We start from the raw sequence: 23,492 nt of genomic DNA, 5'->3' as shown, positions 1-23,492 counted from the left end.
TAGGCCTTCGCAAAAACGCTAAAACACGCAAATGAACGCACATAACAACGCAAACAAAAGGCGAGGGGGATAAGTCCCGCACGAGGTGTCTCGTGCGGGACTGGATATCTTATTCGAATACTGCAGAAGGGTTGTCGAGGCTGTCGGAGCCTTCGAATGCAATATTTTCCAGCTTCAGCACCTGAACAGCGCGCTGAATGGAAGATGTCTGGTCAACCAGGCTATCGATAGCAGCCTGTACCACTGCGTTACCCTCTGTGTTTCCTTCACCAATCATCTGGTCATAGGATTCAGTGGTTTCAGCGCGGGTTTTCATGGCTGTAAAGGTGCCGAGGGAAGCATTCAGCTTGCCTTCCAGCTCAGTTGAAACAGCGGAATCTGCCTTTGCAAGCAAGTCCTTAAGGGAAGCACCCTCAACAACAGAACCGTCAACGCGGGTGTATTTACCCTGGAATACGTTGTTGATGCCAACCACGTCGTTGTAGTGAGACATGTGGGTGTTGTCAGAGAAGCAATCATGCTCTTCTTCAGGATCGTTCAGCATCAGGCCGAGCTTCATGCGCTCACCAGCCAGTTCACCATAAGACAGGGAACCCATGCCGGTCAGGATGGTTGCGATGCCTGCAGCTTCGCCTTTGTCAGCCAGCTCTTTACGTGCTGCGCCGTCGGCTTTCCATGCTGCAACCATCTCTTCCAGATCGGTGATAAGCAGCTTCGTTGCAGCCTGAAGGTAGTCTGCACGGCGCTCACAGTTGCCGCCGGTGCAATTTGCAGTGTCGAAGTCAGAAGCAGGACGGTTGCCAGCACCTTTCCCCGTTCCGTTCAAATCTTGTCCCCACAGCAGAAATTCAATTGCGTGGTAACCGGTCGCAACGTTTGCTTCCACTTCACCAGCTTCCTGAAGCTGTTCAGCAAGCAGCGCAGGGGTGATTTCGGTGGCGTCGATTTCTTCGCCAGCAACAGTCAATTTAGTGTTTGCAATGATGTTCGCTGCGTAAAACGGGTTCTCTTCGGACTCATTGCCGTAAGCACCATCAACGTAGTCGATCAGACCCTCGTCAAGCGGCCAGGCGTTGACCTTGCCTTCCCAGTCATCAACGATCGCGTTACCAAAGCGGTAAACTTCTGTCTGCTGGTATGGGTTACGAGCTGCAATCCATGCGCGGCGTGCGGCCTTCAGGTTGTCTTCAGTTGGCTCTGCGACAAGCGCGTCCACTGCACCCTGAAGGGTCCTCGCAGTTGTCAGAGAGTCTTCAAACGCTGCCTGGGCGATGTCGCCGTAGGTTGCAAGAACGTCAGAAGGAGTTGCAGCGACAGCAACAGTAGAAAGGCTGCCGAGTGCTACAGTGCCGAGCAAAGCGCCACGGATAAAGCTCATTGTAATCCCCTTAAATGTGCAGTGAATTCGCCTCGCGCTGCGAGCGGAAAATCCGGGCTGCACGAATTCAGTTTGCCAAATGTTGTCACGCCCTAAAGCGTGAGAAAACTGCGGCTATTTCATATTCCTGACTATTGTTGTCAAGTTTAAAAACGTGCACTTTCAGTAGTTTAGAGTATTTCTAAATATGAGTTTCAGTTGCAACTTATTGTCATTAAAAGCTTTTCCGCACTTTTGCAGTTGCAAATCATTCGCATAAATAAATGGGATAATATTGGGAAAATACGCGAATCCCCGGCTCAACTGTTACCGTTTGTTTGGCATATCTTGACTTCGCAGCACCTATGCGCTCTTACGGAACCTTCTTCAGGTACATTGCATTTAATTGGCATCAATCAGCCAGTCTGTCTGCACCAACAACGATAAGAACAGGGTATGGCAGCTCGATTAAACACGCTTGCTCAATTGATACTTCGTGGCTGGAAAGCAAACGCATTTCGCTTGCTGCTGGTTCACTATGCCTTCGTTTTTCTCGGTGCAGTTGCAATCACACCTATTGTTGCTGGTATCGGCAACTTCGTTATTGGCCTTTCCGGCAATGCGGTGCTGGCCGATTATGAGATCGCGTCTTTCTTTCTGTCGCCGATTGGGCTGCTCGGTGCGTTCTTCTTTGTCGTCGTCTTCATCGCCATGGCACTGCTTGAGCAGGTCGCTCTGCTCGCGGTGCTGGACAGGCAGGAAAGCGCGTTCCCTGCTGCACGTAATGCTCTGTTCTCAACGCTCAGCATGTTTCCCCGCCTTGGTATGTTTACATGGCGGCTGACACAACGCTTAGTGATGGCAATGATCCCAGGTCTTGTCATTATCGCACTGAGTATACTGATCTTTTTGCAAGAGCATGACTTCAGCTACTACCTCCAGTTTCAACCCGTTGAGTTCTGGATGGCTGCCTTCTTCATCGGAATTGGGGTGGCACTGGTTATCGTTATGCCACTCTACGCGATCCTCGTCTGGGGGCTGTCTTTGCCGCTCGTGGTGCTGAGAGATCATCCTGTTGGCTCCGCCTTTTCGCGGGCCCGGTTCCTCTCGCGTGGCCTCCGTCCTGTCTTTGCAGGTGCCGTCTCGCTGTGGTTGCTTCTGGACATCCTCATCCATGCGTTCTTCCTGATCTCGCTGGAACTGATCGGCTCCTACGCCATTTCGTTTGGGGAGAGCTCCCCCGAGACATTGGCAGCGATCCTGGGCAGCCTCGTCGTGCTTCTGTTGGTGGGCAATACGCTGATCAGTGGCGTGATGTCTGGCACTATGGCGTTGCTTTTCAAGGCAGCTTTGTTCGTTGCCGATGGAAAAGGGCACACGTTTTCCGAGGTGCCGCATACGCCAAAGCTGGAGAGTAAGTGGGCCAACCCACTGACACCTATGCGCCTTGCCGCTCTCATTGGAGTGGTCGGAACCATCGTGGTGCTGACAGGGACGTATTGGGTCTCAGCTGATCTGCCGCAAAAAGATGTCCTGATCATCGCCCACCGCGGGGCCTCCGCGCACGCGCCGGAAAACACCATAGCAGCGCTGGAGCGAGCAATTGAGGACAAAGCCGACTGGATTGAGGTCGATGTTCAGGAAGCCGCGGACGGCTCCGTGGTCATCGCCCACGACAGCGACTTCATGCGCCTGATCAGCAAGCCAGCCAATGTCTGGGACCTGACACTGGAAGAAATCCAGGCTCTCGATGTGGGCGGATGGTTTGGGATGGAGTTCCAGGGTGAACGCGTCCCAACGCTTCGCGAGGCACTTGAGATTGTGAGGGGGAAGGCAGTTCTCCTCATCGAGCTCAAATATTATCCCCGCAGCCGCAACGAACACCTCGAAAACGAGGTCGCCCGCATCATCACGCAGGCTGACATGGAAAACGACATAGCAATCATGTCGTTAGAGCGATCAGCCCTCACAAGAATGCGAAAATTAGAACCAAATTGGAACATCGGCCTTCTTACCGCCACATCTATCGGTAATTTCTCCGAACTCAAAGGAAACTTCGTAGCCGTCTCCTCCGCCTCCGCCTCTTTGAACTTCATTAGAAGAACACAAGAGACCGGTAAGCAGGTTTTCGTCTGGACGGTTAACAATCCGTCTACCATGTTGCGCTACATCTCCATGGGCGTAGATGGAATTATCACGGATGATCCTGCACTGGCGCGTAACACCTTGGAAGAATATAAAGAAATGAACCAGTTCGAGCGGTTATTACTTCATACTTCTGTCCTGTATAATCTGAGCTTGAACTGACACTTAGACCGTAAGAATCTAGTATATGCCGTATCTTCTAGTAGTGTTTATGGGCGCGTTGCTGACTGCCCTCTCGATGACCAATTCTGCGACTTCCAAGCCGCCAGTATTGCTGCTGGGAGACCGCGACACTGTCAATGCGATTGTTGCCGAGGTTAACCTCCCTGACGACCGCCGTGGCCTCGTGCATGTCATTTTGGAAGATGCTCGTGTCAAAGCAGAGCGCCTGGATAGCCCAATTCTGCCGATTTCTGCCAGTGCAGAACCTCTCGTGGAGCTTCCTGCTGACAAGTTTTCACTTGAGCAACTGGATGTCGAAACGCGCAGTGAGCTCGTTGAAGTTCTCGATGAAGATCAAATGTCCGAGTTACATCGCGCAATAGAAGTGGTTTTGGCGAGTACTGATACCGTTAGCGTAGATTAATCTGAAATACTACGCTATCTACCTGAAGTAACAGGCCTATTACTCATCATCTTCGTTATCGTCCGGAATAGCAAGATCCACCGCTCCTCCTACGACACTTGTTCCAACCTTTGCAGTTGTTGTTACTGCAGTTGTAGCAACAGAGACCGCAGCTCCCCCGACTGAAACCACGGCACACCCAGAAATTCCGAGTAATACTGTAAAGATACTGGCTGTTATCGCGGTAAGTTTCATTCATTCCCCTCAAAAAACTGTCGTGAACCTCCTTAAAGGTCACCTATTTCACTTAAATTTGAGGGGTAAGAATTACGATTTCCCTACTTAATCCCTGCGCGCATGAAGCTCTGCACAAATTGTCTCTGAAACAGCAGGAAAGCGATCAACAGCGGACCTGATGTCATGAGCGTTGCTGCGTTGATAACGCTCCACTCCACACCTCCATCAACCGCGGCAAAGATAGAAAGCCCAACAGTGACGGGACGCGTCTCTACCGAGTTGGTGATAATCAGAGGCCAGAGGAAATTGTTCCAGTGGTGGCTGACTGAAACAAGCCCGTAAGCGAGGTAGGTCGGAATTGCCAGCGGCACGTAAACCTTCCAGAGCACTATTAAAGGTCCGGCGCCCTCAACGCGTGCGGCTTCATCTAACTCTCGCGGAATAGTCTTAAATGTCTGTCGCAGAAGAAAGATTCCGAACCCAGATGCCATATAGGGCAAGCCAATTGCTACGATGGTGTCTATCAGGCCAAGGTTTCGGATCATCTTGTAATTCTCGACAATCAGGATATCCGGCATCACAAGCAGCTGTAAAAGCACCAGAGTGAATAGGATATTTGAGCCGGGAAACTCAAAGCGTGCAAAGGCATAAGCTGCCAGAGTGCCCAAAACAAACTGCGCTATCAAAATGATCGTCACCAGCATGGCCGTGTTCAGGAAGTACTGAGCAAATGGAGCTGCTGACCAGGCTTTAGTGAAGTTCTCCAAAGTGAGCGGTGCAAACAACTCGAAGTTGGCTTCATAAGCTGCTGGATGGAATGCAGTCCAGATCGCATAGAGCAGAGGCAGGGCCCATAAGATCGCCAGTGTCCATGCTCCGAACGTGTTGAGAGCACGGTCAAAATCGAACTGGCGTGGACGTGTTGCTTCAACAGTGTTGGAAAGAGATAAGTCGCTCATCTGTAGTGCACCCGACGATCCATGAAGAAGAATTGGCCGATCGCAATGATCGAAAGAAGCGCCAGCATCACGACAGTCAGCGTGGCGGCATAAGAGGTTTGCCAGTACTTGAAGGCGACCTCGTAAATATAAAAGAGCAGCAAAGACGATGCGTTATCTGGCCCTCCGCCTGTCATGGTGAAGATGTGATCCACCAGACGGAAAGAATTGATAACAGCGTTGATAGATACGAACAAAGTTGTTGGCATAAGCAAAGGCCATGTGATTTTCCAGAAGAAGGTCCAACGACTTGCCCCTTCAATATCAGCAGCTTCTTTGTAGGAGGGTGGAATAGCTTGTAGTGCTGCCAGATAGAAGATCATGAAGAACCCGGCTTCTTTCCAGATAGTCACAACCATCATGCAAATCAGCACTGTTTCCTGCTGGCCCAGCCATGAGTTCTCGGGAAGCCCGAAGACGCCCATGCGGATCTGGTCGATCAACCCAAAGCCCGGTGTATAAAAGAACAGCCAGATATTTGCGACCGCGATCAAAGGCAACACGGTCGGCGCAAAGAACGACATGCGTACAAGGCTACGTCCCTTGAGCTTGTCATTCACCCAGATGGCCATCAGCAGGGAGATGCCGATAGAAGCTGGAATGGTTGCCATCGCATACCAAAGGTTATTGACCAGCACTTTCCAGAAGGTTGGGTCCGCCATCAACTCCTCATAGTTCTGCAATCCAACAAACTTAGCTGGCCTGCGCCCACGCGGAGTGGAGAAGAAGCTATTGATGATAGTGGTGATGGCCGGGAAGTGGGTAAACGCGAACAACATCACCATTGCTGGAGTGAGCAAAAGCCACGCGTAAATCCACTGCATACGTCTGGTCATCGGGCAACCTCTTGGAAAATGCTGGAGCGAGGCATAGAACGGCTGCGCCTCGCTGGGTCATGCGAAATCAATGTGGTTTAGCGGTACTCAGAAAGAATACGGTCCGCTTCTGCTTGGGCACTTTTCAGGGCTTCTTCCGGTGTTTTCTTACCGGTGATTGCAGCGTGCAGGGCGTCGTTGAAGACACGGGTCACGCGCTGGTTCTGGTACGTGGAGAGTTCTGCAACGGCGTGCTTCAGCTGCTCACGAGCAACGAGTGCTGGCGGGAAGTCAGCTGCATAAGCCTTCATCTCGTCAGTCTCCCAAGCAGCTGGAGACGGCGCAACGTAGCCAGTCGCCATAGACCACTTCGCAGCCTGTTTCGGAGCAGTGATCCACTTCACGAAGTCTACAGATGCCTTTTTCTGCTCATCGCTGGAATCTTTGAAGATGTAGAAGTTACCACCACCGGTCGGTGCGCCGCGACGCTTGTTGGCTGGCAACATAGCAACGCCGAAATCGAACGGAGCGTTGTTGCGCACGTTGGTCAGGTTACCAGTGGAGGTCCACATCATAGCGGTATTGCCTTCAAAGAAGGCCTTTGGAGTAGCACCCCATTCGATGATGCCTGGAGCCATCACACCATGCTTGCCAGAAAGGTCGACAAGGTACTGCAGAGCTTCAACAACCTTTGGATCGTCAAAGTTGGTCTTGTTCCCTTCAGCGTTCGCCAGAATAGCGTCATTCTCGGTGGTCAGGCCCTGGAACAGCCAGTATGGGAAACCAGAGGAAGGAATGCGCACGCCCCACTGGGTGACGTTGCCGGAAGTGTCTTTCTTGATCAGCTTCTGGCTCATGGAAACCATTTCTTTCCATGTTGCAGGTGCTTTTTCAGGATCCAGACCCGCCGCTTTAAAGGCTTCCTTGTTCCAGTAGAGAACTGGAGTGGAACGCTGGAATGGAATACCGTAAGTCTTCCCGCCAGTCTGCGAGTTTTCCATGAAGGCAGGATAGAAGCTGTTCAGCCACTTCTTGTCTTCGTCAGAGTTTGCCACATCATCAAACGCAATGATCACGTCTTCATCGATCAGAGTGAACATGTCGACTGACAGGATTACAGAGAGCTGCGGAGGGTTGCCGCCACGCGCTGCGGTCAGTGCTTTGGATACAGTATCCTGATAAGAACCGGCATAAACAGCGTGGATATTCACATCAGGATGAGCAGCCGCATATTCTGCTGTCAGTTCTTCAATTGTTGTCGCAGCTGTACCGCCAACAGCCACAGGAAAATAGAATTGCAGATCAACCGCATGAGCGCTGATCGCAGTACCAAGGGATAGAGCAGCAACAGAAGCTGCCAGACCTAAAGACTTGAAAATGGATTTCATAGGTTTATATCCTCAAATTGCCCTAGTAATTGGGGCACTCCAATGCGCTGATGCGCGTTTTTCAAGCCGGCTCGAATTGCACCTCGACCGGCTTGAATTCTTCCCGGCGCTTGCCGGTATCTCTCTGAAAACTTGCAGGAATTTTATTATCCCAGGCCAGGCCAATGTTCTGCCCCGGGCTCAATTCGGTGCTGCCTTTCACGCGAACAAGCAGCTTTTCACCGCCAACAGAACAATTAGCCAGCGTATCTGCCCCCATGTATTCAAGGCTTATCACCTGGGCCGGAACGCCGTTTTCACCAGTTAATCTGATGTCCTCCGGGCGCAGGCCCAGCAAACATCCTTTTGGTGCATCAGGCAGCAGGGATTGAGCCGTGACAGGGGTGACAGAACGAACCTTATCCAGCTCCACAATGTTCATCGGCGGAGTACCAATGAAGCGCGCTGTAAACACGCTGGCAGGGCGCTCATAGATCACTTTTGGTGTTGCAACCTGCTCAACCTCACCTTTGTTCATCAGCACCACCTGATCGGCCATGGTGATGGCTTCTGTCTGGTCATGAGTCACATAAACCATTGTCAGCCCAAGCTGCTGCTGTAGTGCTCTCAGCTCTACGCGCATCTCCTGACGAAGCTTGGCATCAAGGTTGGAGAGGGGCTCATCCATCAGGCAAACAGGCTTTTGTGAAACGATGGCGCGGCCTAGAGCAACCCGCTGTTGCTGCCCTCCAGAGAGCTGGGATGGCTTCCGGTCCAACAACTGAGAAATCCCGAGAAGATCAGCTGCAGTCTTCAGCCGCTCATCCCGCTCCGCTCTGCCTACTTTGCGCACTTTGAGCCCAAACAGAATGTTTTCAGCCACAGAGATATGCGGAAAGAGCGCATAGTTTTGGAACACCATAGAGATATCGCGCTGGGCGGGGGAATGATAAGTCACATCTCTCCCGCCTATTGTAATTTGCCCGGAAGTCGCTTCTTCCAGCCCGGCAATCAAGCGCAATGTCGTGGATTTGCCGCATCCACTAGGCCCCAACAAAACCGTAAAACTTCCACCATTCACGGACAGGTTGACATTGTTGACTGCTGTTGAGTCTCCCCAGGACTTGGTCAGGTTTGAGAGTTCTAGGCGAGCTGGATGGTTCAGGTTGCTCATAGAGTAGGCTCCTGTTTGCAGATTACGAGCTCTGCAGATGACTTCTCAATTATTGAAAGGATTGAAGCTGGCGGAGTTTCTTCGCAAAAGATCTTCGAAACATCAGTCAGAAAGCCAGCGCGAACATGGGCGAGGCGACCGAACTTGGAATGGTCCAGAACAAGAAATGATTGACGACAGTTCGCCAAAATGGCCTGACGGGCAGTGGCTTCATCCTCGTTGAAGTCGAGGAGGGTGCCATCGCTATCCACGCCAGCAACGCCGAAGATGCCGACGTCGAACTTGTAGTTTTTGAAGAAACCTTCCGCGCTTGAACCAAGAACGTCTAGGTCGCCATGACGCAATCGGCCTCCTGCAATCGTAACTTCGCTGGAAGTGTTCCGTAGTGCTGCAATGGCTACGTTCATGTTGTTCGTGAAGATCTTCAACCCCTCATGGGTATCAAGTGCTTCTGCAACAATCTCGGGCGTCGTGCCGATGGAAAAAGCAAGTGTTGCACCATCGTCGATGTACTCTGCAACAGAGTTCCCAATCGCGTTCTTTGCTTCAAAATTGAGGATCTTTCGGGCTTTGTAGGTGATGTTGCCCCGGTTTGCCGGAACCTCTACGCCACCATGAACCCGTCTCAAAAGCCCCAGTTCGCTCAAGCGGTTTATGTCTCGACGGATCGTCTGGGTGGTAACCGCAAACTGCTCCGACAACGAGTCTACGCTCGCGAAACCATTGGACCGCACGAGAGAGATGATCTCTGATTGTCTTGTACTGAGCGCTGTTTCCATCACAAAAGTCTGCTTCAATCTGCAAATATGCTGTTCATATGAACGTCTACTATGTTCATATGAAACTTATGTGATATCTCAGACTAATAAAAGTGAAGCTTGTTTTGGCTAGTTTTCTAGGTACTTATACCGACTCACTTAAACAAAAAAGCGCGTCCTGTTAGCAGAACGCGCCCCAAATCATCCAGATTTTGATAAGACTCAGGTGAGTTGAGTGAAGAATTTTAAGCGAGCCTTATGGGCTTCTGCGATGTGGTGACGTGCAGCTTTGTCTGCACGGTCACAATCTCGCTTGGAAATTGCATCCACAATCTCAGCATGTTCCTCAATCGCTAGACGACGACGGTCATCATCCGTCAGGGTAGTGCCCGCGAGCAGCAGCAAAGATAGGCGCATATGATCAATCTGCTCAACCAGATAACGGTTGTGGGAAGCGAGATAGAAGCGGCGATGGAACTCACGGTTGGTCTTGATCAGGCGCTCCGCATCCGCAAGGTTCTGCATGTCGGACTCGACCATTTCCTGCAGAATTTCGATCTCAGCGCTTGAGGCGTGCTGCGCAGCTAGGCGACCAGCAGTTCCTTCCAGCACTTCTCGCAGATAGTACAGTTCGCTGATCTGGTTATGGTCCAGACTAGGAATGACCATGCCGCGGTTCGGTTCATGAACAGCAAGCCCTTGTGCCTCAAGGCGCTTCAGGCCTTCCCGGATAGGTGTGCGGCTGACACCGAATTTCTCTGCCAGTTCAGCTTCTCTCAAGCGACTGCCGGGTTTCAGCTCACGGCTCTCAATCGCTTTAATGAGACGGCGGTAAATCTCAGCTCCATTGGGTGAATTGGCAGTCACATCTTATTCCCGGGATTAGTAAAGGCTTAGTTTGTAGCTTCTACATGCCAGCCTTCTTAAAGACGGGCAGGGCCACATAGGGGTCCTGCCAGTTTCTGTATCAAATTTCAATCAGGCATAGCACAGCCTAGTTAATAACTAGCATGCCTAAGTTGTATCTGGCTTACGCGCCACCAGCAGGCCAAGGGCCGTGGAAGCCGGAGCCTTCTTTGTCCGTGCGTTCAAAGCCATGCTGACCGAAGAAGTCGCGCTGACCTTGAATCACATAGGCAGCAGTCCGCTTCTGACGGATCATGTCAAACGAACCAAGCGCTGCTGAAAGAGCAGGCGTAGGCACGCCGTTGGTGATGCTCAAGCTCAGCATATCGCGCAGACCAGGAACAGCATCTTTCATACGTTCAGCAATAGCAGGAGCCAGGTAGAGAGATTTCAGGTCAGGATTTTCATCATATGCCTGCGCAATTTCATCCAGGAAGCGTGAGCGGATAATGCAACCCTGACGCCAGATGCGAGCGATGTCACCCATTGGCAGATCCCAGCCGTTTTCCTTGCCGCCAGCAGCCAGCACAGCAAAGCCTTCAGCGTAGGCTGCAATTTTACCTGCAATCAGAGCGCGTTCACAGGCATCAATGCCTTCCTGCTTGAGTTCCCAAGTCAGCACTGCATCAGACTGCGGGTATAGTTCTGCAACTTCCTGACGGAGTGCGCGACTTGCAGACATGCAACGCGCTGCAACAGCTGCATCAATACCAGTTGCCGGAACGCCAAGCAGATGCGCTTCGACAGCGGACCAGCGACCAGTGCCTTTTTGACCAGCAGTATCCAGAATAACATCCAGAATTGGCTTGCCGCTCTCCTCATCAATCACACCCATAACGTTTGCGGTGATCTCAATGAGGTAAGACGCCAGCGGGCCTTCATTCCATTTGGAGAAGATCTCTGCTTGCTCCTGAATGCTCAGGTGAAGGGTCTCGGTGAGCACTTCGTGCACTTCAGCAATCATCTGCATGTCAGCGTATTCAATGCCGTTGTGCAAAGTCTTCACAAAGTGGCCAGCGCCTTCAGGACCCATCAAAGCAACACAAGGTTCGTCATTGTGCTTTGCTGAGATCGCTTTCAGGATAGGTTCGATACGCCCGTAAGCGGCTTCAGAAGCACCAACCATGATGGATGGACCAAAGCGAGCGCCTTCCGCGCCACCAGAAACGCCCATGCCAACAAAGGTGAATGGCGTGTCGGCCAGTTCTTTGTAGCGGCGATTACTGTCGTGGAAGTCGCTGTTGCCTGCATCAATCAGAATGTCACCGTCTTTCAGATGGTCTTTCAGAACAGAAATCTGCTGATCAACTGGCTCGCCTGCGGGAACCATCAAAATGATAGGACGAGGGGCTTTGATGTTCGCTACCAGCTCTTCTGTGCTGTAGCAGGGAATAAACATGTCTTTGAGGTGTCCAGCCTTCTCCATGAAAGCTTGGGTTCCCTCTGCAGTACGGTTGAACACCGCTACTTTATAGCCATTGTCTGCGATATTAAGAGCCAGATTGGCTCCCATGACGCCTAGTCCAACAAGGCCGATATCCGCCTGTGTCATCAATACTCTCCGCGCTGCAAGTGGTGCACAGACGCGCGCAACAAACCTAATCCAATAGCTAACTTGGCGATTGTATGCGCTTGTGCATCAGAAACTAGGTCTGTGGCATAGGTGAAAAACAGGTTTTTGCCAAGGTGAGAATAAGGAAATTCCGCAAAAGCCTAATAAAACTGCCGAAATAAAGCTTTTGCGGGATCAGCACTATTTCAGGTGTTTGGAAAGCACTTCTTTTGCTGCCGTTTCCAACGCCACTGCGGACGCTTGCAGCTGACTGCGTTCCAACTCATCCATACTAGGGAAGAGGGTCGCTTCAATACCATCAGCACCCAGCACTCGCGGCACTGAAAGGGCCGTGTCCCTCACGCCAACAATCTCTTCATTGACGATGGAAAGGCTGATGACAGCATGTTCATTTGTCGCAATAGCCTTCACGATGCGGGAGAGCCCTGCGCCAATGCCGTAGTTGGTTGCACCCTTGCCTTCGATGATCGAATAGGCAGCGTAACGAACACCATGGTCAATGCGGTCACGAACATCTTGAGTGATTGGCTTGTTGATCTGCTCGGCAAAGGTAAACAATGGCGTATTACCAGCTTTGGCGCCAGACCAGACAAGCACTTCACTGTCGCCGTGCTCACCAAGCACGTCCGCGTGAACAGAAGTTGGCGTAATTCCCAGATGTTTACCCAATAAAGTACGGAACCGTGCAGTATCCAGAATTGTCCCTGAGCCGATAACGCGATTGCGCGGCAGACCAGAAATCTCGGTCGCAACCTGAGTCATGATATCAACCGGATTGGTTGCGATGATCAGGATTGCATTTGGTGCATACTTCAGCACCTCAGGAATGACTTTTGCAAACACACCAGCATTGCGTGCCAACAGCTCAATCCGAGTTTCACCCGGTTGCTGGTTAACACCAGCCGCAATCACAACAACGGCAGCGTCTTTCAAGTCACTGTAATCGCCGCCAATAACACTCATCGGGCGTGCAAACGGGGTCGCGTGAAGAATATCTTCAGCTTGAGCAATAGCGAGTTTTGGATTGTAATCGACGAGCACAATTTCGTTGCCCACACCGTTCATGGCCATGGCGTAGGCTGCAGTACTTCCAACAGCGCCAACACCAACTACACCGATTTTCATAGGGCCATCCTTTTCTCGCCGTTTGCAGGGCATCCTGCTGGCTTTTATAATATTATGCCTGTCTCCTAGACAGTTGCTCTAGGGAATGCAATTCCCTCAAGCGTGACATATCAGCTCGCATGCTTACTTCTGGCATTTCGGACAAAAGAATGTTGAGCGCCCATTCTGGACCTTCCGTTCAATGACGCCAGCACACTTGGGAGTTCGGCAAGCTTCCCCCTCGCGATCATAGACAGAGAAGTTGTGCTGGAAGTATCCGAGAGAACCATCCGCTTGCCGGTGATCCTTCAAGGAAGAACCGCCGGATTTTATCGCTTCCTGCAAGACTTCCCGAATATGCTTGGAAAGCTCGTCGGCCTTTTTGAGCGGCTTGCCGGATTTGCCCGCAAGTGTGGATGCGCTGTTGAAAGGACTTAACCCCGTTCTCCAGAGTGCTTCACACACATAAATGTTACCCAGTCCTGCGACGAACTTCTGATTGAGCAAAGCTGCTTTAAGAGAGGTCTTCCGGTTCTCAAACAGCTTGGCGAGGTAGGCTCCATCCAGCTCATTGCCAAGTGGTTCGATCCCCATATCGACAAACATCGGGTGTGTCGCCAGCTCGCTGCGAGGAATGAGCACCATAAATCCAAAGCGCCGCGGATCATTATAAATGATCTTTACGATCGTCTCCTGATCAGCTGGGCGAACATGGAAAATCACATGGTCATGCTGAGGATGTTTGCCTTTTGCATGATACATTTCAACGGTTTGTGTTGGTTCTTGGTCAGCAGTCTCGATCCAGCGGAACGAACCCGACATGCCAAGGTGCATCACCAAAACATCACCGCTGTCCAGATCAAGCAATAGATATTTCGCACGGCGGCTGAAGGAAACAACTCTGCGATTTTCCAGGCGATCTACGAAATCATCGCCAAAAGGAAAACGAAGATCAGGTCGACGTTGTTCAACTCTGCAAATTGTTGCATTGTCAAAAAAAGGTGCTAGTCCACGACGGACTGTTTCAACCTCCGGTAATTCAGGCATAAGATATCCGTTGGTACAGTGGTTTGCTGCTGGGCAAAGATTACGTTCAACAATAGCGCTTTGTAACAAGCTGTACTATGTTCGCCCGCGAAATGGAGTGATTTGATTATGGCGCGTGAGTTCTCAACCCCTGAGCAGGCATCCGTAACAGACCCGACTGAAATGGCAACTAGCTTCGGGTTTCGCACAGTTCGCGAAGGTGAAAAGCAGGATCTGGTGGATGATGTTTTCCACAAAGTGGCGTCCCGCTATGACCTGATGAACGACCTCATGTCTGGTGGAATGCATCGTCTCTGGAAAGATGCGATGGTGTCCAGCATGAACCCACCAAAGAATGGCGCCCGTGAATGGCGACATCTGGACGTGGCTGGTGGGACTGGAGACATCGCAACTCGCGTTGTTGAGCGTTCTAACCGGACAATCAAATCAACCGTTTGCGATATCAACGGATCAATGCTGGGTGTCGGCAAAGACCGTGCAAGCGCTGCTGGCCTTTCAGAAAACATCGAGTTCATTCAGGGGAACGCAGAAGAGCTGCCTTTCCCGGACAAGCACTTCGATGCCTACACCATCGCATTCGGTATCCGTAACGTCCCACAAATCGAAAAAGCACTGCAAGAGGCTCACCGTGTGCTTAAACGCGGCGGTCGCTTCATGTGCCTTGAGTTCTCACAGGTAGACGTGCCAGCACTTGATAAGGTCTATGATCTGTTTTCCTTCCACGCCATTCCAAAAATCGGGCAGGCGGTGACAGGTGACGGAGACCCATACAGCTATCTTGTAGAATCTATCCGCAAGTTTCCAAATCAGGAACGTTTTGCGCAGATGATACGTGATGCAGGTTTTGAGCGTGTCACCTATCGAAACTACACTGGCGGTATCGCTGCACTTCACTCCGGTTGGAAAATCTAACCAGTTATGATCGCAAATATTGTGCCATTTATGCGTCTGGTTTTCGCGGGTTATGTTATGGCCCGCGAAGGTGTGTTCGGACTCGTTTCTCTGCCAGATCTCCCTCCCGGACCGCGCCTGGCTATTGGCGTCGCACGTATGCTTGAGCGTCGTGGCATTGAGAAAAAAGATGCTGCAGCACGCCTGACAGATGCGCTGAACCGCCTTGGTCCCTCCTACATTAAGTTGGGGCAGTTTCTTGCGACACGCCCGGATGTGGTTGGCAAGGAAGCGGCAAAGGAACTGTCTGCACTTCAGGACAATGTTCCGCCATTTCTGACGCAGTACGCACGCAAAACAGTCGAAGAACAGCTTGGCAAAACAGTCGAAGATCACTTTGAAGAGTTTGGTGAACCAGTCGCAGCTGCGTCGATTGCACAAGTACACCCTGCGTACTTCCGAAATCGCGACGGTGAACTGGAAAAAGTAGCTGTTAAAGTCCTGCGCCCGGGTGTTGAGCGTGGGTTTAAGCGCGACTTGAAGAGCTTTTACCTTGCAGCGCGCCTTGCTGAACGCTTTAGTCCGGCAAGCCGCCGCCTTCGTCCGCTTATGATGGTTGAGACCTATGAGCACGCTGTCATTTTGGAAATGGACCTGCGTATGGAAGCCGCAGCTCTTTCTGAAATGGGTGAAAACAGCAAGGACGACAAAGATTTTCGCGTTCCCAGTGTGGACTGGCCCCGCACCTCTCGTTCCGTGCTCACCATGGAATGGATTGACGGTGTAAAGCTTTCCAATCTCGAAGGTATCGAAGAAGCTGGACATGACCTGGCTGAACTAGGCAATAAAGTGATCCAGACTTTCTTGCGCCATGCCGTACGTGACGGTTTTTTCCACGCGGACATGCATCAGGGCAATCTCTTCATTGAACCGGATGGAACTCTGGTAGCAGTCGATTTAGGGATCACAGGGCGTTTGGGGTTGTCTGAGCGCCGCTTCCTGGCAGAAATTCTCTATGGCTTCATAACTCGCAATTACCTGCGAGTTGCCGAAGTTCATTTTGAAGCTGGGTATGTGCCTGCAGATCAGGACGTGAATATATTCGCGCAAGCAATTCGGGCGATTGGTGAGCCGATCCACGGGCATGATGCCAGTGAAATCTCAATGGCACGTTTGCTGACTCAGCTGTTTGAAGTGACTGAGATGTTCAACATGCACACTCAGCCTCAGTTGATCTTGCTACAGAAAAACATGGTTCTGGCAGAAGGTGTCGCCCGCTCGCTGAACCCGCATCTGGATATGTGGAACACGGCTGATCCTGTTGTAACCGGTTGGATTCAGAGAAACCTTGGCCCTATGGGACGCATCACAGACCTAGCAACAGGCGTGGCTGTTTTGGGTCGTCTGGCAAGTGATTTGCCGATTATTGCTGACCGTGCGAGCAAGTTTTCCAATCAACTGGAGTCGATGGCAAACAACGGCCTGAGATTCGATGAGGCAACCACAGATGCGATTGGCAGATCGGAAGCGAAGCATAGCCGGTCTGGACGTGTCGCACTTTGGGTCATTGCAATCGCTCTTTCAGCAATTGCTTACGGCATCCACCTCTAAGACATTCTGAGTTGAAACTATGAAAAACGGGAGTTGTTACGCTCCCGTTTTTTATTGGTTAGCCGGCTATATGCGAAAAAATCTAGAAATAATTGGATCATACTAAGTTACTGCATAAATTTATCTAAGTTTTATATAGTCATTGCAATTGATGATATGAATTGTAGGCGGGTTGTTGCTCAATAAAACGTGCTAAAAGCAAGATAGCTTAAGAGAAGTATTTGAGATTTCTAAGGGTCTACTCAAAACCTTCAGAGAGTTCTCGAAACAATTGTAAACTATCTTCCTGGAGGTGCCGCTGTGCCAGACAGTTCTGAATTGGGGACCCGTGAACGGTTACTTGATGCCGCAGAACGCTTGCTCGCTGAACATGGTCTTGCGGAAACTTCTGTAAGAATGATCACCGAAAAAGCCGATGCCAATGTTGCTGCAGTCAACTACCACTTTGGCAGCAAAGATGATCTCGTCAGGGCAGTCTTTATGCGCCGCCTTCGCGAAATTGACGATATGCGCATGCAGCGTCTGGATGCGCTGGAAGTTGGCGGGCGCGAACCCGATCTAGAAGAGATAACCCGAGCATTTATGGAGCCCTTGATTGTACAAGGGATCTCAAGAGACACCGGAAAGCTAGTGCCGTTTGTTGTTCTCATTCGTCAGGTCTTCTCTGATCCGGAGTCCGGCCAGAAGATCATGCACTCATGGGAGCCCCCGAGGATTATCCTTCGCATCACAAAGGCTCTGGCAAAAGCCACCAAGAGCGACATCCCAACAGGCCCTCGTGCTCAGTTGCTGATGATGCTCATGCACAGCGCAACGTTAGAGGCGCTTTACGTTGTGACCGGAGCGTCCAAAGGCCCTTACGATGAAGAAATGGATCAGGACGAGATAGTCGAAGGCACCATTCGTTTCGTGTCCAGCGGCATTCGTGCCTTCTTTATGGCTGGTGCGCTCGAAGAGGCCTGATGCTCTGGCTAAAATGGCGAGATGCGGCGGAGAGTCAGATTTAATCTGCCTCCGTCCTTAAGGAGGCTTGAGCTCCCACCCTGGATACGGTCAATGCCGTGGTAGCACAGTCGCGCTTCCCCTCCGAGTACAACAATGTCTCCTGAATTAAGCTTGAGTGATTGTGTCGGGCCCCCGCGCTTCACACCACCGAGCCGGAAAATTGCTGTGTCTCCGAGGCTGACCGAAACAACAGGGGCTTCAAATGTTTTTTCATCTCTGTCTTGATGCATGCCCATTTTTGCTGTTGCAGCATAATAATTCACGAGGCAGGCTTCTGGCGCTGCCGGGCAGTTGCCAACCTTGTTCCAAAGAGCCTGCAGGACCTCAGGGATAACAGGCCAGGGTTGACCGGTCTCAGGATGTTGAGATTGGTAGCGATAACCACTCCTGTCAGACACCCAACCCAATGTTCCAAGATTGGTCATCCGAACAGAAAATGGCTTTCCTGTTCGTGGCATCACGGGAGTGAACAATGGAGCTTCTTTGACGAGATATCTGAGTGTATCGACAAATTCCTTTTGCTCTTCCGAAGAGAAATATCCGGGCAGGTATTTGAAACCTTTAGGAAAGTCATCGCTCAATCGCATCTCGATATCTCTTTTAAGCCGGGCATATCTGCTGAAAAGACCGCTTATAAAAACGGAAAACTTGGAGAGATTTGCCGAAAGTGAATTTAACCCATATTCCTCAAAATAGTGGTTTCCCGGTTAAGGAGAACCACAAATGCACCTTCTACCTCCACTGCTTTCGGCTGTACTAAATATTTTTGCAGCATTTGTTTCACTCCTAATTCTGCTGGCGGTCATTGTAGCCATCGTTCTTTATGTAGTTGATCGCCGCCAACACAAAGACGCGATTCGGCATAATTACCCTGTTGTGGGCCGCTTCCGATCACTCTTCGCGTATTTAGGTGAATTCTTTCGCCAGTACTTCTTTGCAATGGATAGAGAGGAAATGCCGTTCAATCGTGCCGAACGCACTTGGATAGATCGCGCATCTAAGGCTGAAGGCAACACAATGGCATTCGGGTCCACAAAAAACCTCAACTTGCCGGGAACAGCGCTGTTTGTGAATGCTCCTTTTGCAAAACTGGAGAAGGAGATCGACGAACCAGAACCGCTTCTCATTGGTCCCTATGTCGAAAATCCATATGTGCCACCCAGTTATTTTAATATCTCTGGCATGAGTTACGGTGCAATTTCCCGTCCTGCGGTTCTCGCCCTTTCGCGAGGTGCAAAGATGGCAAAGTGCTGGATGAACACCGGAGAAGGCGGCTTGTCTCCCTACCATTTAGAAGGTGGCGCCGACATCGTCTTTCAAATCGGAACGGCAAAAAATGGTTGTCGGAATGATGACTCCACTCTCAATGAAGACAAGCTGAAAAAAATAACGGACAACGCTCAGGTCAAGATGGTCGAGATCAAACTCGCTCAAGGCGCCAAGCCCGGAAAAGGTGGTCTCTTGCCTGGCGGAAAGGTGACACCTGAGATCGCAGAAATTCGGGGTCTCAAAGTCGGGCAACCCTCGCATGCCCCAAATCGTCACCCTGAAATCAGCAATACGGGTGAGCTCTTAGATTTCATCAGTCGCGTTCGCAGCATCGCCAAGAAGCCTGTTGGCTTCAAGACCGTGATTGGATCGAGCCTTTGGGTGGAAGAGCTTTGTCGTGAAATCAATCACCGTGGAATCGAGCATGCACCTGATTTTATCACCATCGATTCGGCAGATGGTGGTACTGGTGCTGCGCCAATGCCCCTCATGGACAACGTAGGCCTAAGGATCTCAGAGGCCCTTCCAATCGTGGACCATGTCCTGCGAAAGCATGATCTGCGTGATCGTATTCGTATCATTGTTTCTGGAAAGCGAATTACGCCCTCAGCCGTTGCTTTGTCACTGTGTGAAGGTGCCGATTTTACGGTTACAGCTCGCGGCTTCATGTTCGCGTTGGGCTGCATTCAGGCTATGCGATGCAACAAGAACACATGCCCAACGGGTATCACCACGCACAATGAAGCACTTCAGGCCGGCCTTGATCCAACAGAGAAGAGCCACCGTGTTGCTGCCTATTGCCATAGTGTGCGGATGGAAGTCGATATGATTGCCCATGCTTGCGGCGTCGACGCGGCAAGGCAGCTTTCACGGGAGCACGTGCGCATCGTCCAAGAAAGTGGGCACTCTGTCTCTCTTGAAGAGCTCTATCCACAAACACCCTCTTAGAAATGGGGGTAACGTAGAAAACCGGGATGCAATAGAGGTGTTTTCTGTGGTTTTCCAAAGAAAAGTTCATTTTCTTAACTCAGAAAATGGCTTCGGGTAGATCTTGTGTCGATATATCGGGTCCTGTCCCTTGCAGGGGCAAGGGACCCCTCTTATATAGCCAATTGAAGTTTTCTTGCGTGTTTGCGACAACTCACGCAAGTGCAATGTATTGGGGACCGGTCGGATGCTGATCCGACATTATCCGAAGGCCTTTGGGGTTCGGGCGGTCTGCCGAAAGGAGAGTGAAAACATGGCAAAGGTCATCGGTATCGACCTCGGCACGACAAATTCGTGCGTATCTGTAATGGACGGCAAGGACGCCAAAGTAATCGAGAACGCAGAAGGTGCGCGTACTACCCCTTCTATGGTTGCGTTTTCTGACGATGGTGAGAAGCTTGTAGGTCAGCCAGCGAAACGCCAGGCTGTAACCAACCCAACAGACACCTTGTTTGCTGTTAAGCGTCTCATCGGTCGCCGTTTTGATGATCCGACCGTTGCAAAAGACAAAAAGCTCGTCCCATACGAAATCGTAAAAGCCGACAACGGCGACGCATGGGTTGAAGCTGAGGGTGAGAAGTACTCCCCATCCCAGGTTTCTGCTTTCATCCTGCAGAAGATGAAAGAAACCGCTGAAAGTTTCCTTGGTGAAAACGTCACCCAGGCCGTTATCACCGTTCCTGCATACTTCAACGATGCTCAGCGTCAGGCAACCAAAGATGCCGGTAAGATCGCTGGCCTTGAAGTTCTGCGTATCATCAACGAACCAACTGCAGCTGCCCTTGCATACGGCATGGACAAAAACGATGGTAAGACCATCGCAGTTTACGATCTTGGTGGTGGTACTTTCGACGTTTCCGTATTGGAAATCGGCGATGGCGTATTTGAAGTGAAGTCCACCAACGGTGACACCTTCCTCGGTGGTGAAGACTTTGACATGCGTCTGGTTGACTACCTTGCGGGTGAGTTCAAAAAAGAGCAGGGCATCGATCTTAAGAACGACAAGCTCGCATTGCAGCGCTTGAAAGAAGCTGCTGAAAAAGCAAAGATTGAGCTGTCCTCTTCTTCTCAGACTGAAATCAACCTGCCGTTCATCACAGCAGATGCTTCTGGTCCTAAGCACCTTACCCTTAAACTGACCCGCGCTAAGTTTGAGCAGCTCGTTGACGATCTGGTTCAGCGTACTGTTGCTCCAATGAAAGCGGCTCTTAAAGACGCAGGCCTTGCAGCTGGTGAACTCGATGAGGTTGTTCTCGTCGGTGGCATGACTCGCATGCCTAAGGTTCAGGAAATTGTTAAGCAGTTCTTCGGCAAAGAACCTCATAAGGGCGTAAACCCTGATGAAGTTGTTGCAATGGGTGCGGCAATTCAGGCTGGCGTTCTGCAGGGTGATGTTAAAGACGTTCTGCTTCTCGACGTTACTCCGCTGTCCCTCGGCATCGAAACTCTTGGTGGCGTGTTCACACGTCTGATCGACCGCAACACCACAATCCCTACCAAGAAGGGCCAGGTGTTCTCTACAGCTGAAGACAATCAGACTGCAGTGACCATCCGCGTCTTCCAGGGCGAGCGTGAAATGGCTGCGGACAACAAGATCCTCGGTCAGTTCGATCTGGTTGGCATCCCACCAGCACCTCGCGGCGTCCCACAGGTTGAAGTAGCCTTTGATATTGATGCCAACGGTATCGTGAACGTGTCTGCAACCGATAAAGGCACAGGTAAAGAGCAGCAGATCCGTATTCAGGCATCTGGTGGTCTGTCCGACGCTGACATTGAGCAGATGGTGAAAGACGCAGAATCTCACGCTGAAGACGATAAGAAGCGTAAGGATCTGGTTGAAGCCAAAAACCAGGGTGAAGCACTTCACCATTCAACAGAGAAATCCGTCAAAGAGTACGGCGATAAGGTTTCAGACGAAGACAAGTCTGCAATCGAAGGTGCTTTGGCTGCATTGAAGGAGTCTCTGGAAGGTGAAGATCTGGAAGATATCACTGCGAAAACCCAGTCTCTTGCAGAAGTTTCCATGAAACTTGGCGAAGCTATGTACAAGGACGCTCAGGCAGAAGAAGCCGGAGAGGGTGCTGAAGACGATGGTGAACCAAAGCCAGTTGACGATGTGGTTGACGCAGACTTCGAAGAAGTTCGCGACGACGACAAAAAATCCAGCTAACTAATACTTTTACCTCGCAAGCTCCTATGGGCTTGCGAGGTAAACTTTATTCAAGTATTTCCCGACTGTATGGAAGAATTTAGTCGAAGAGAACCTTTTGGGTGCAATTGCATTTGAGAGAGCTGCTTCCTACATATGGGTAGTCGGTAATGTGTGCGCTGCGCTTAAAGCTGCACCTCAATCACCGACTGAACAGTAAACAGTTTTGTTTTGAAGATGAGTGCAGTTCACGAGTGAGTTCGTTGCGAAGCAAGAATTAAACTCGACTGCCCACAGTGACCTCAGACTGAGCTGATGTTCTCCTGAGGCTTCAAAACGCAAATAGACATCACGTCTTTGGAGCTTATTTCATAATGTCTAAACGCGACTACTATGAGGTGCTGGGGGTAGCACGGGAGGTCGACGAAAAGGCACTTAAGAGCGCTTATCGCAAACTCGCGATGAAATTCCATCCTGACCGAAACCCTGGTAATGATGAAGCGGAAGCAAACTTTAAGGAAGTAAGCGAAGCTTACGAAACCCTGAAAGACCCGCAAAAGCGCGCTGCCTACGATCGATTTGGCCATGCAGCCTTTGAAAACGGCGGCTTTGGTGGTGGCGGCGGAGCAGGTCCGGGCGACTTTGCTTCCTCCATGGCAGACATCTTCGATGAGTTCTTTGGTGGCGGTGGTGGCCGTCGTGGTTCTGGTCGTGAACGCGGCGCAGATCTGCGCTACAACTTGGAAGTCTCTCTTGAAGAAGCTTACGAAGGTAAGTCCGTCGAGATCGAGGTTCCAACCTCAGTAACATGTGAGCCGTGTAGTGGCTCCGGCGCAAAGTCCGGAACCCGTCCGTCCACCTGTCCAACCTGTGGCGGTGCTGGGCGTGTCAGGGCGGCTCAGGGCTTCTTCACCATGGAACGCACCTGTCCGACCTGTCAGGGTCGTGGTGAGATCATTACAGATCCATGTGACAGCTGTGGCGGTACTGGCCGGACAACGAAAGAGCGTACGCTCTCCGTGAATATTCCGTCAGGCATCGAAGACGGCACGCGTATTCGCCTGTCAGGCGAAGGTGAAGCTGGTGCTCGCGGTGGTCCCGCAGGTGATCTTTACATCTTCCTGTCCATTCGTCCGCATGAGTTCTTCCAGCGTGATGGTGCTGATATCTTTTGCCGCGTGCCAATTTCAATGACAACTGCTGCTCTGGGTGGTCAGTTCGAAGTTCCGGCATTGGATGGCAATACAGCGCGCGTGAAAGTTCCTGAGAGCACTCAGACCGGAAAGCAGTTCAGACTGCGCGGTAAAGGCATGCCGATTATGCGGTCTAGCCAGAAGGGCGACATGTATATTCAGGTTGCCGTGGAGACACCAGCAAACCTTACGAAGAGGCAGAAAGAGCTTCTTTCAGAATTTGAAGGTGAATCCTCTGGAGAAAATCATCCGGAATCTACTGGCTTTTTTGCAAAGGCAAAAGATTTTTTGGAGAATTTCAAGGCATAGCTCTTTAAATTGCCACCAATCAGTAATATCTC

General features: G+C 51.0%; 20 protein-coding genes. 8 read left to right on the top strand and 12 right to left on the bottom strand.

All coding sequences use genetic code 11. The annotated features are described in order from the left end of the window. Positions 1-109: 109 nt before the first annotated feature. A complete protein-coding gene (locus tag PsW74_RS03445; protein ID WP_063286322.1) occupies positions 110-1,378 on the bottom strand; it encodes an imelysin family protein in 1,269 nt (422 codons plus the stop codon). A gap of 435 nt (positions 1,379-1,813) precedes the next feature. On the opposite strand from PsW74_RS03445, the gene PsW74_RS03440 reads away from it, so the two are divergent. Together PsW74_RS03440 and PsW74_RS03435 are read left to right on the top strand one after the other, a co-directional pair. Next, entirely contained in the window at positions 1,814-3,664 is a 1,851-nt protein-coding gene (locus tag PsW74_RS03440) for a glycerophosphodiester phosphodiesterase (RefSeq protein ID WP_063286323.1), read from the top strand. A 25-nt stretch (positions 3,665-3,689) separates the two neighbouring features. Continuing rightward, positions 3,690-4,088, top strand: a complete 399-nt coding sequence (locus PsW74_RS03435) for a hypothetical protein (RefSeq protein WP_063286324.1) — start codon at positions 3,690-3,692, stop codon at positions 4,086-4,088. Between the two features lie 39 nt (positions 4,089-4,127). Here the strand turns inward: PsW74_RS03435 and PsW74_RS03430 are convergent, their stop codons facing one another. From PsW74_RS03430 to mutM, 10 genes are all read right to left on the bottom strand, one after another. Continuing rightward, the gene (locus PsW74_RS03430; protein WP_063286325.1) at positions 4,128-4,322 is read right to left on the bottom strand and encodes a hypothetical protein; all 195 of its coding nucleotides are present in this window, start codon (positions 4,320-4,322) and stop codon (positions 4,128-4,130) included. Between the two features lie 83 nt (positions 4,323-4,405). Then, positions 4,406-5,263 (bottom strand): carbohydrate ABC transporter permease, encoded by an 858-nt coding sequence (locus PsW74_RS03425; RefSeq protein ID WP_063286326.1) that lies wholly within the window; start codon positions 5,261-5,263, stop codon positions 4,406-4,408. Then, positions 5,260-6,138 (bottom strand): sugar ABC transporter permease, encoded by an 879-nt coding sequence (locus tag PsW74_RS03420; RefSeq protein WP_057463099.1) that lies wholly within the window; start codon positions 6,136-6,138, stop codon positions 5,260-5,262. Before PsW74_RS03420 ends, PsW74_RS03425 begins: the two co-directional genes overlap by 4 nt. Before the next feature lie 77 nt (positions 6,139-6,215). After that, complete coding sequence (locus PsW74_RS03415) at positions 6,216-7,505, bottom strand: ABC transporter substrate-binding protein (RefSeq protein ID WP_063286327.1); 1,290 nt, start codon at positions 7,503-7,505, stop codon at positions 6,216-6,218. A gap of 61 nt (positions 7,506-7,566) precedes the next feature. Beyond that, a complete protein-coding gene (locus tag PsW74_RS03410; protein WP_063286328.1) occupies positions 7,567-8,658 on the bottom strand; it encodes an ABC transporter ATP-binding protein in 1,092 nt (363 codons plus the stop codon). Continuing rightward, positions 8,655-9,437 (bottom strand): DeoR/GlpR family DNA-binding transcription regulator, encoded by a 783-nt coding sequence (locus PsW74_RS03405; protein WP_063286329.1) that lies wholly within the window; start codon positions 9,435-9,437, stop codon positions 8,655-8,657. Before PsW74_RS03405 ends, PsW74_RS03410 begins: the two co-directional genes overlap by 4 nt. 201 nt (positions 9,438-9,638) lie before the next feature. Then, a complete protein-coding gene (locus tag PsW74_RS03400) occupies positions 9,639-10,283 on the bottom strand; it encodes a GntR family transcriptional regulator (RefSeq protein WP_057463095.1) in 645 nt (214 codons plus the stop codon). A gap of 163 nt (positions 10,284-10,446) precedes the next feature. Continuing rightward, a complete protein-coding gene (gene gndA, locus PsW74_RS03395) occupies positions 10,447-11,874 on the bottom strand; it encodes an NADP-dependent phosphogluconate dehydrogenase (RefSeq protein WP_063286330.1) in 1,428 nt (475 codons plus the stop codon). A 201-nt stretch (positions 11,875-12,075) separates the two neighbouring features. Next, complete coding sequence (locus PsW74_RS03390) at positions 12,076-13,020, bottom strand: L-lactate dehydrogenase (RefSeq protein ID WP_063286331.1); 945 nt, start codon at positions 13,018-13,020, stop codon at positions 12,076-12,078. Positions 13,021-13,143: 123 nt separating this feature from the next. Next, positions 13,144-14,046: a bifunctional DNA-formamidopyrimidine glycosylase/DNA-(apurinic or apyrimidinic site) lyase gene (gene mutM / locus PsW74_RS03385; protein ID WP_063286332.1), complete on the bottom strand. Its 903-nt coding sequence runs from the start codon at positions 14,044-14,046 to the stop codon at positions 13,144-13,146. Between the two features lie 108 nt (positions 14,047-14,154). Here mutM and ubiE point away from each other — a divergent pair, with 108 nt between their 5' ends. The 3 genes from ubiE (at position 14,155) to PsW74_RS03370 (ending at position 17,511) form a co-directional block, all read left to right on the top strand. Continuing rightward, positions 14,155-14,958, top strand: a complete 804-nt coding sequence (gene ubiE / locus PsW74_RS03380; RefSeq protein ID WP_057463091.1) for a bifunctional demethylmenaquinone methyltransferase/2-methoxy-6-polyprenyl-1,4-benzoquinol methylase UbiE — start codon at positions 14,155-14,157, stop codon at positions 14,956-14,958. A gap of 6 nt (positions 14,959-14,964) precedes the next feature. Continuing rightward, positions 14,965-16,548, top strand: a complete 1,584-nt coding sequence (gene ubiB / locus PsW74_RS03375; RefSeq protein ID WP_063286333.1) for a 2-polyprenylphenol 6-hydroxylase — start codon at positions 14,965-14,967, stop codon at positions 16,546-16,548. Between the two features lie 300 nt (positions 16,549-16,848). Beyond that, positions 16,849-17,511 (top strand): helix-turn-helix domain-containing protein, encoded by a 663-nt coding sequence (locus PsW74_RS03370; RefSeq protein ID WP_057463089.1) that lies wholly within the window; start codon positions 16,849-16,851, stop codon positions 17,509-17,511. 8 nt (positions 17,512-17,519) lie between these two features. Here PsW74_RS03370 and PsW74_RS03365 read toward each other — a convergent pair whose 3' ends face one another. Next, complete coding sequence (locus PsW74_RS03365) at positions 17,520-18,140, bottom strand: alpha-ketoglutarate-dependent dioxygenase AlkB (RefSeq protein WP_063286334.1); 621 nt, start codon at positions 18,138-18,140, stop codon at positions 17,520-17,522. 136 nt (positions 18,141-18,276) lie between these two features. On the opposite strand from PsW74_RS03365, the gene PsW74_RS03360 reads away from it, so the two are divergent. The 3 genes from PsW74_RS03360 (at position 18,277) to dnaJ (ending at position 23,460) form a co-directional block, all read left to right on the top strand. After that, a complete protein-coding gene (locus PsW74_RS03360; protein ID WP_063286335.1) occupies positions 18,277-19,770 on the top strand; it encodes an FMN-binding glutamate synthase family protein in 1,494 nt (497 codons plus the stop codon). Between the two features lie 292 nt (positions 19,771-20,062). Continuing rightward, positions 20,063-21,979, top strand: a complete 1,917-nt coding sequence (gene dnaK / locus PsW74_RS03355; RefSeq protein WP_063286336.1) for a molecular chaperone DnaK — start codon at positions 20,063-20,065, stop codon at positions 21,977-21,979. 353 nt (positions 21,980-22,332) lie between these two features. After that, complete coding sequence (gene dnaJ, locus PsW74_RS03350; RefSeq protein WP_057463086.1) at positions 22,333-23,460, top strand: molecular chaperone DnaJ; 1,128 nt, start codon at positions 22,333-22,335, stop codon at positions 23,458-23,460. Positions 23,461-23,492 lie beyond the last annotated feature (32 nt).

This window comes from Pseudovibrio sp. W74, assembly GCF_001623085.1.
Taxonomy (GTDB): domain Bacteria; phylum Pseudomonadota; class Alphaproteobacteria; order Rhizobiales; family Stappiaceae; genus Pseudovibrio.
The sequence above is the reverse complement of the archived record's forward strand: the minus strand, read 5'-3'. Positions and strand labels throughout refer to the sequence as shown.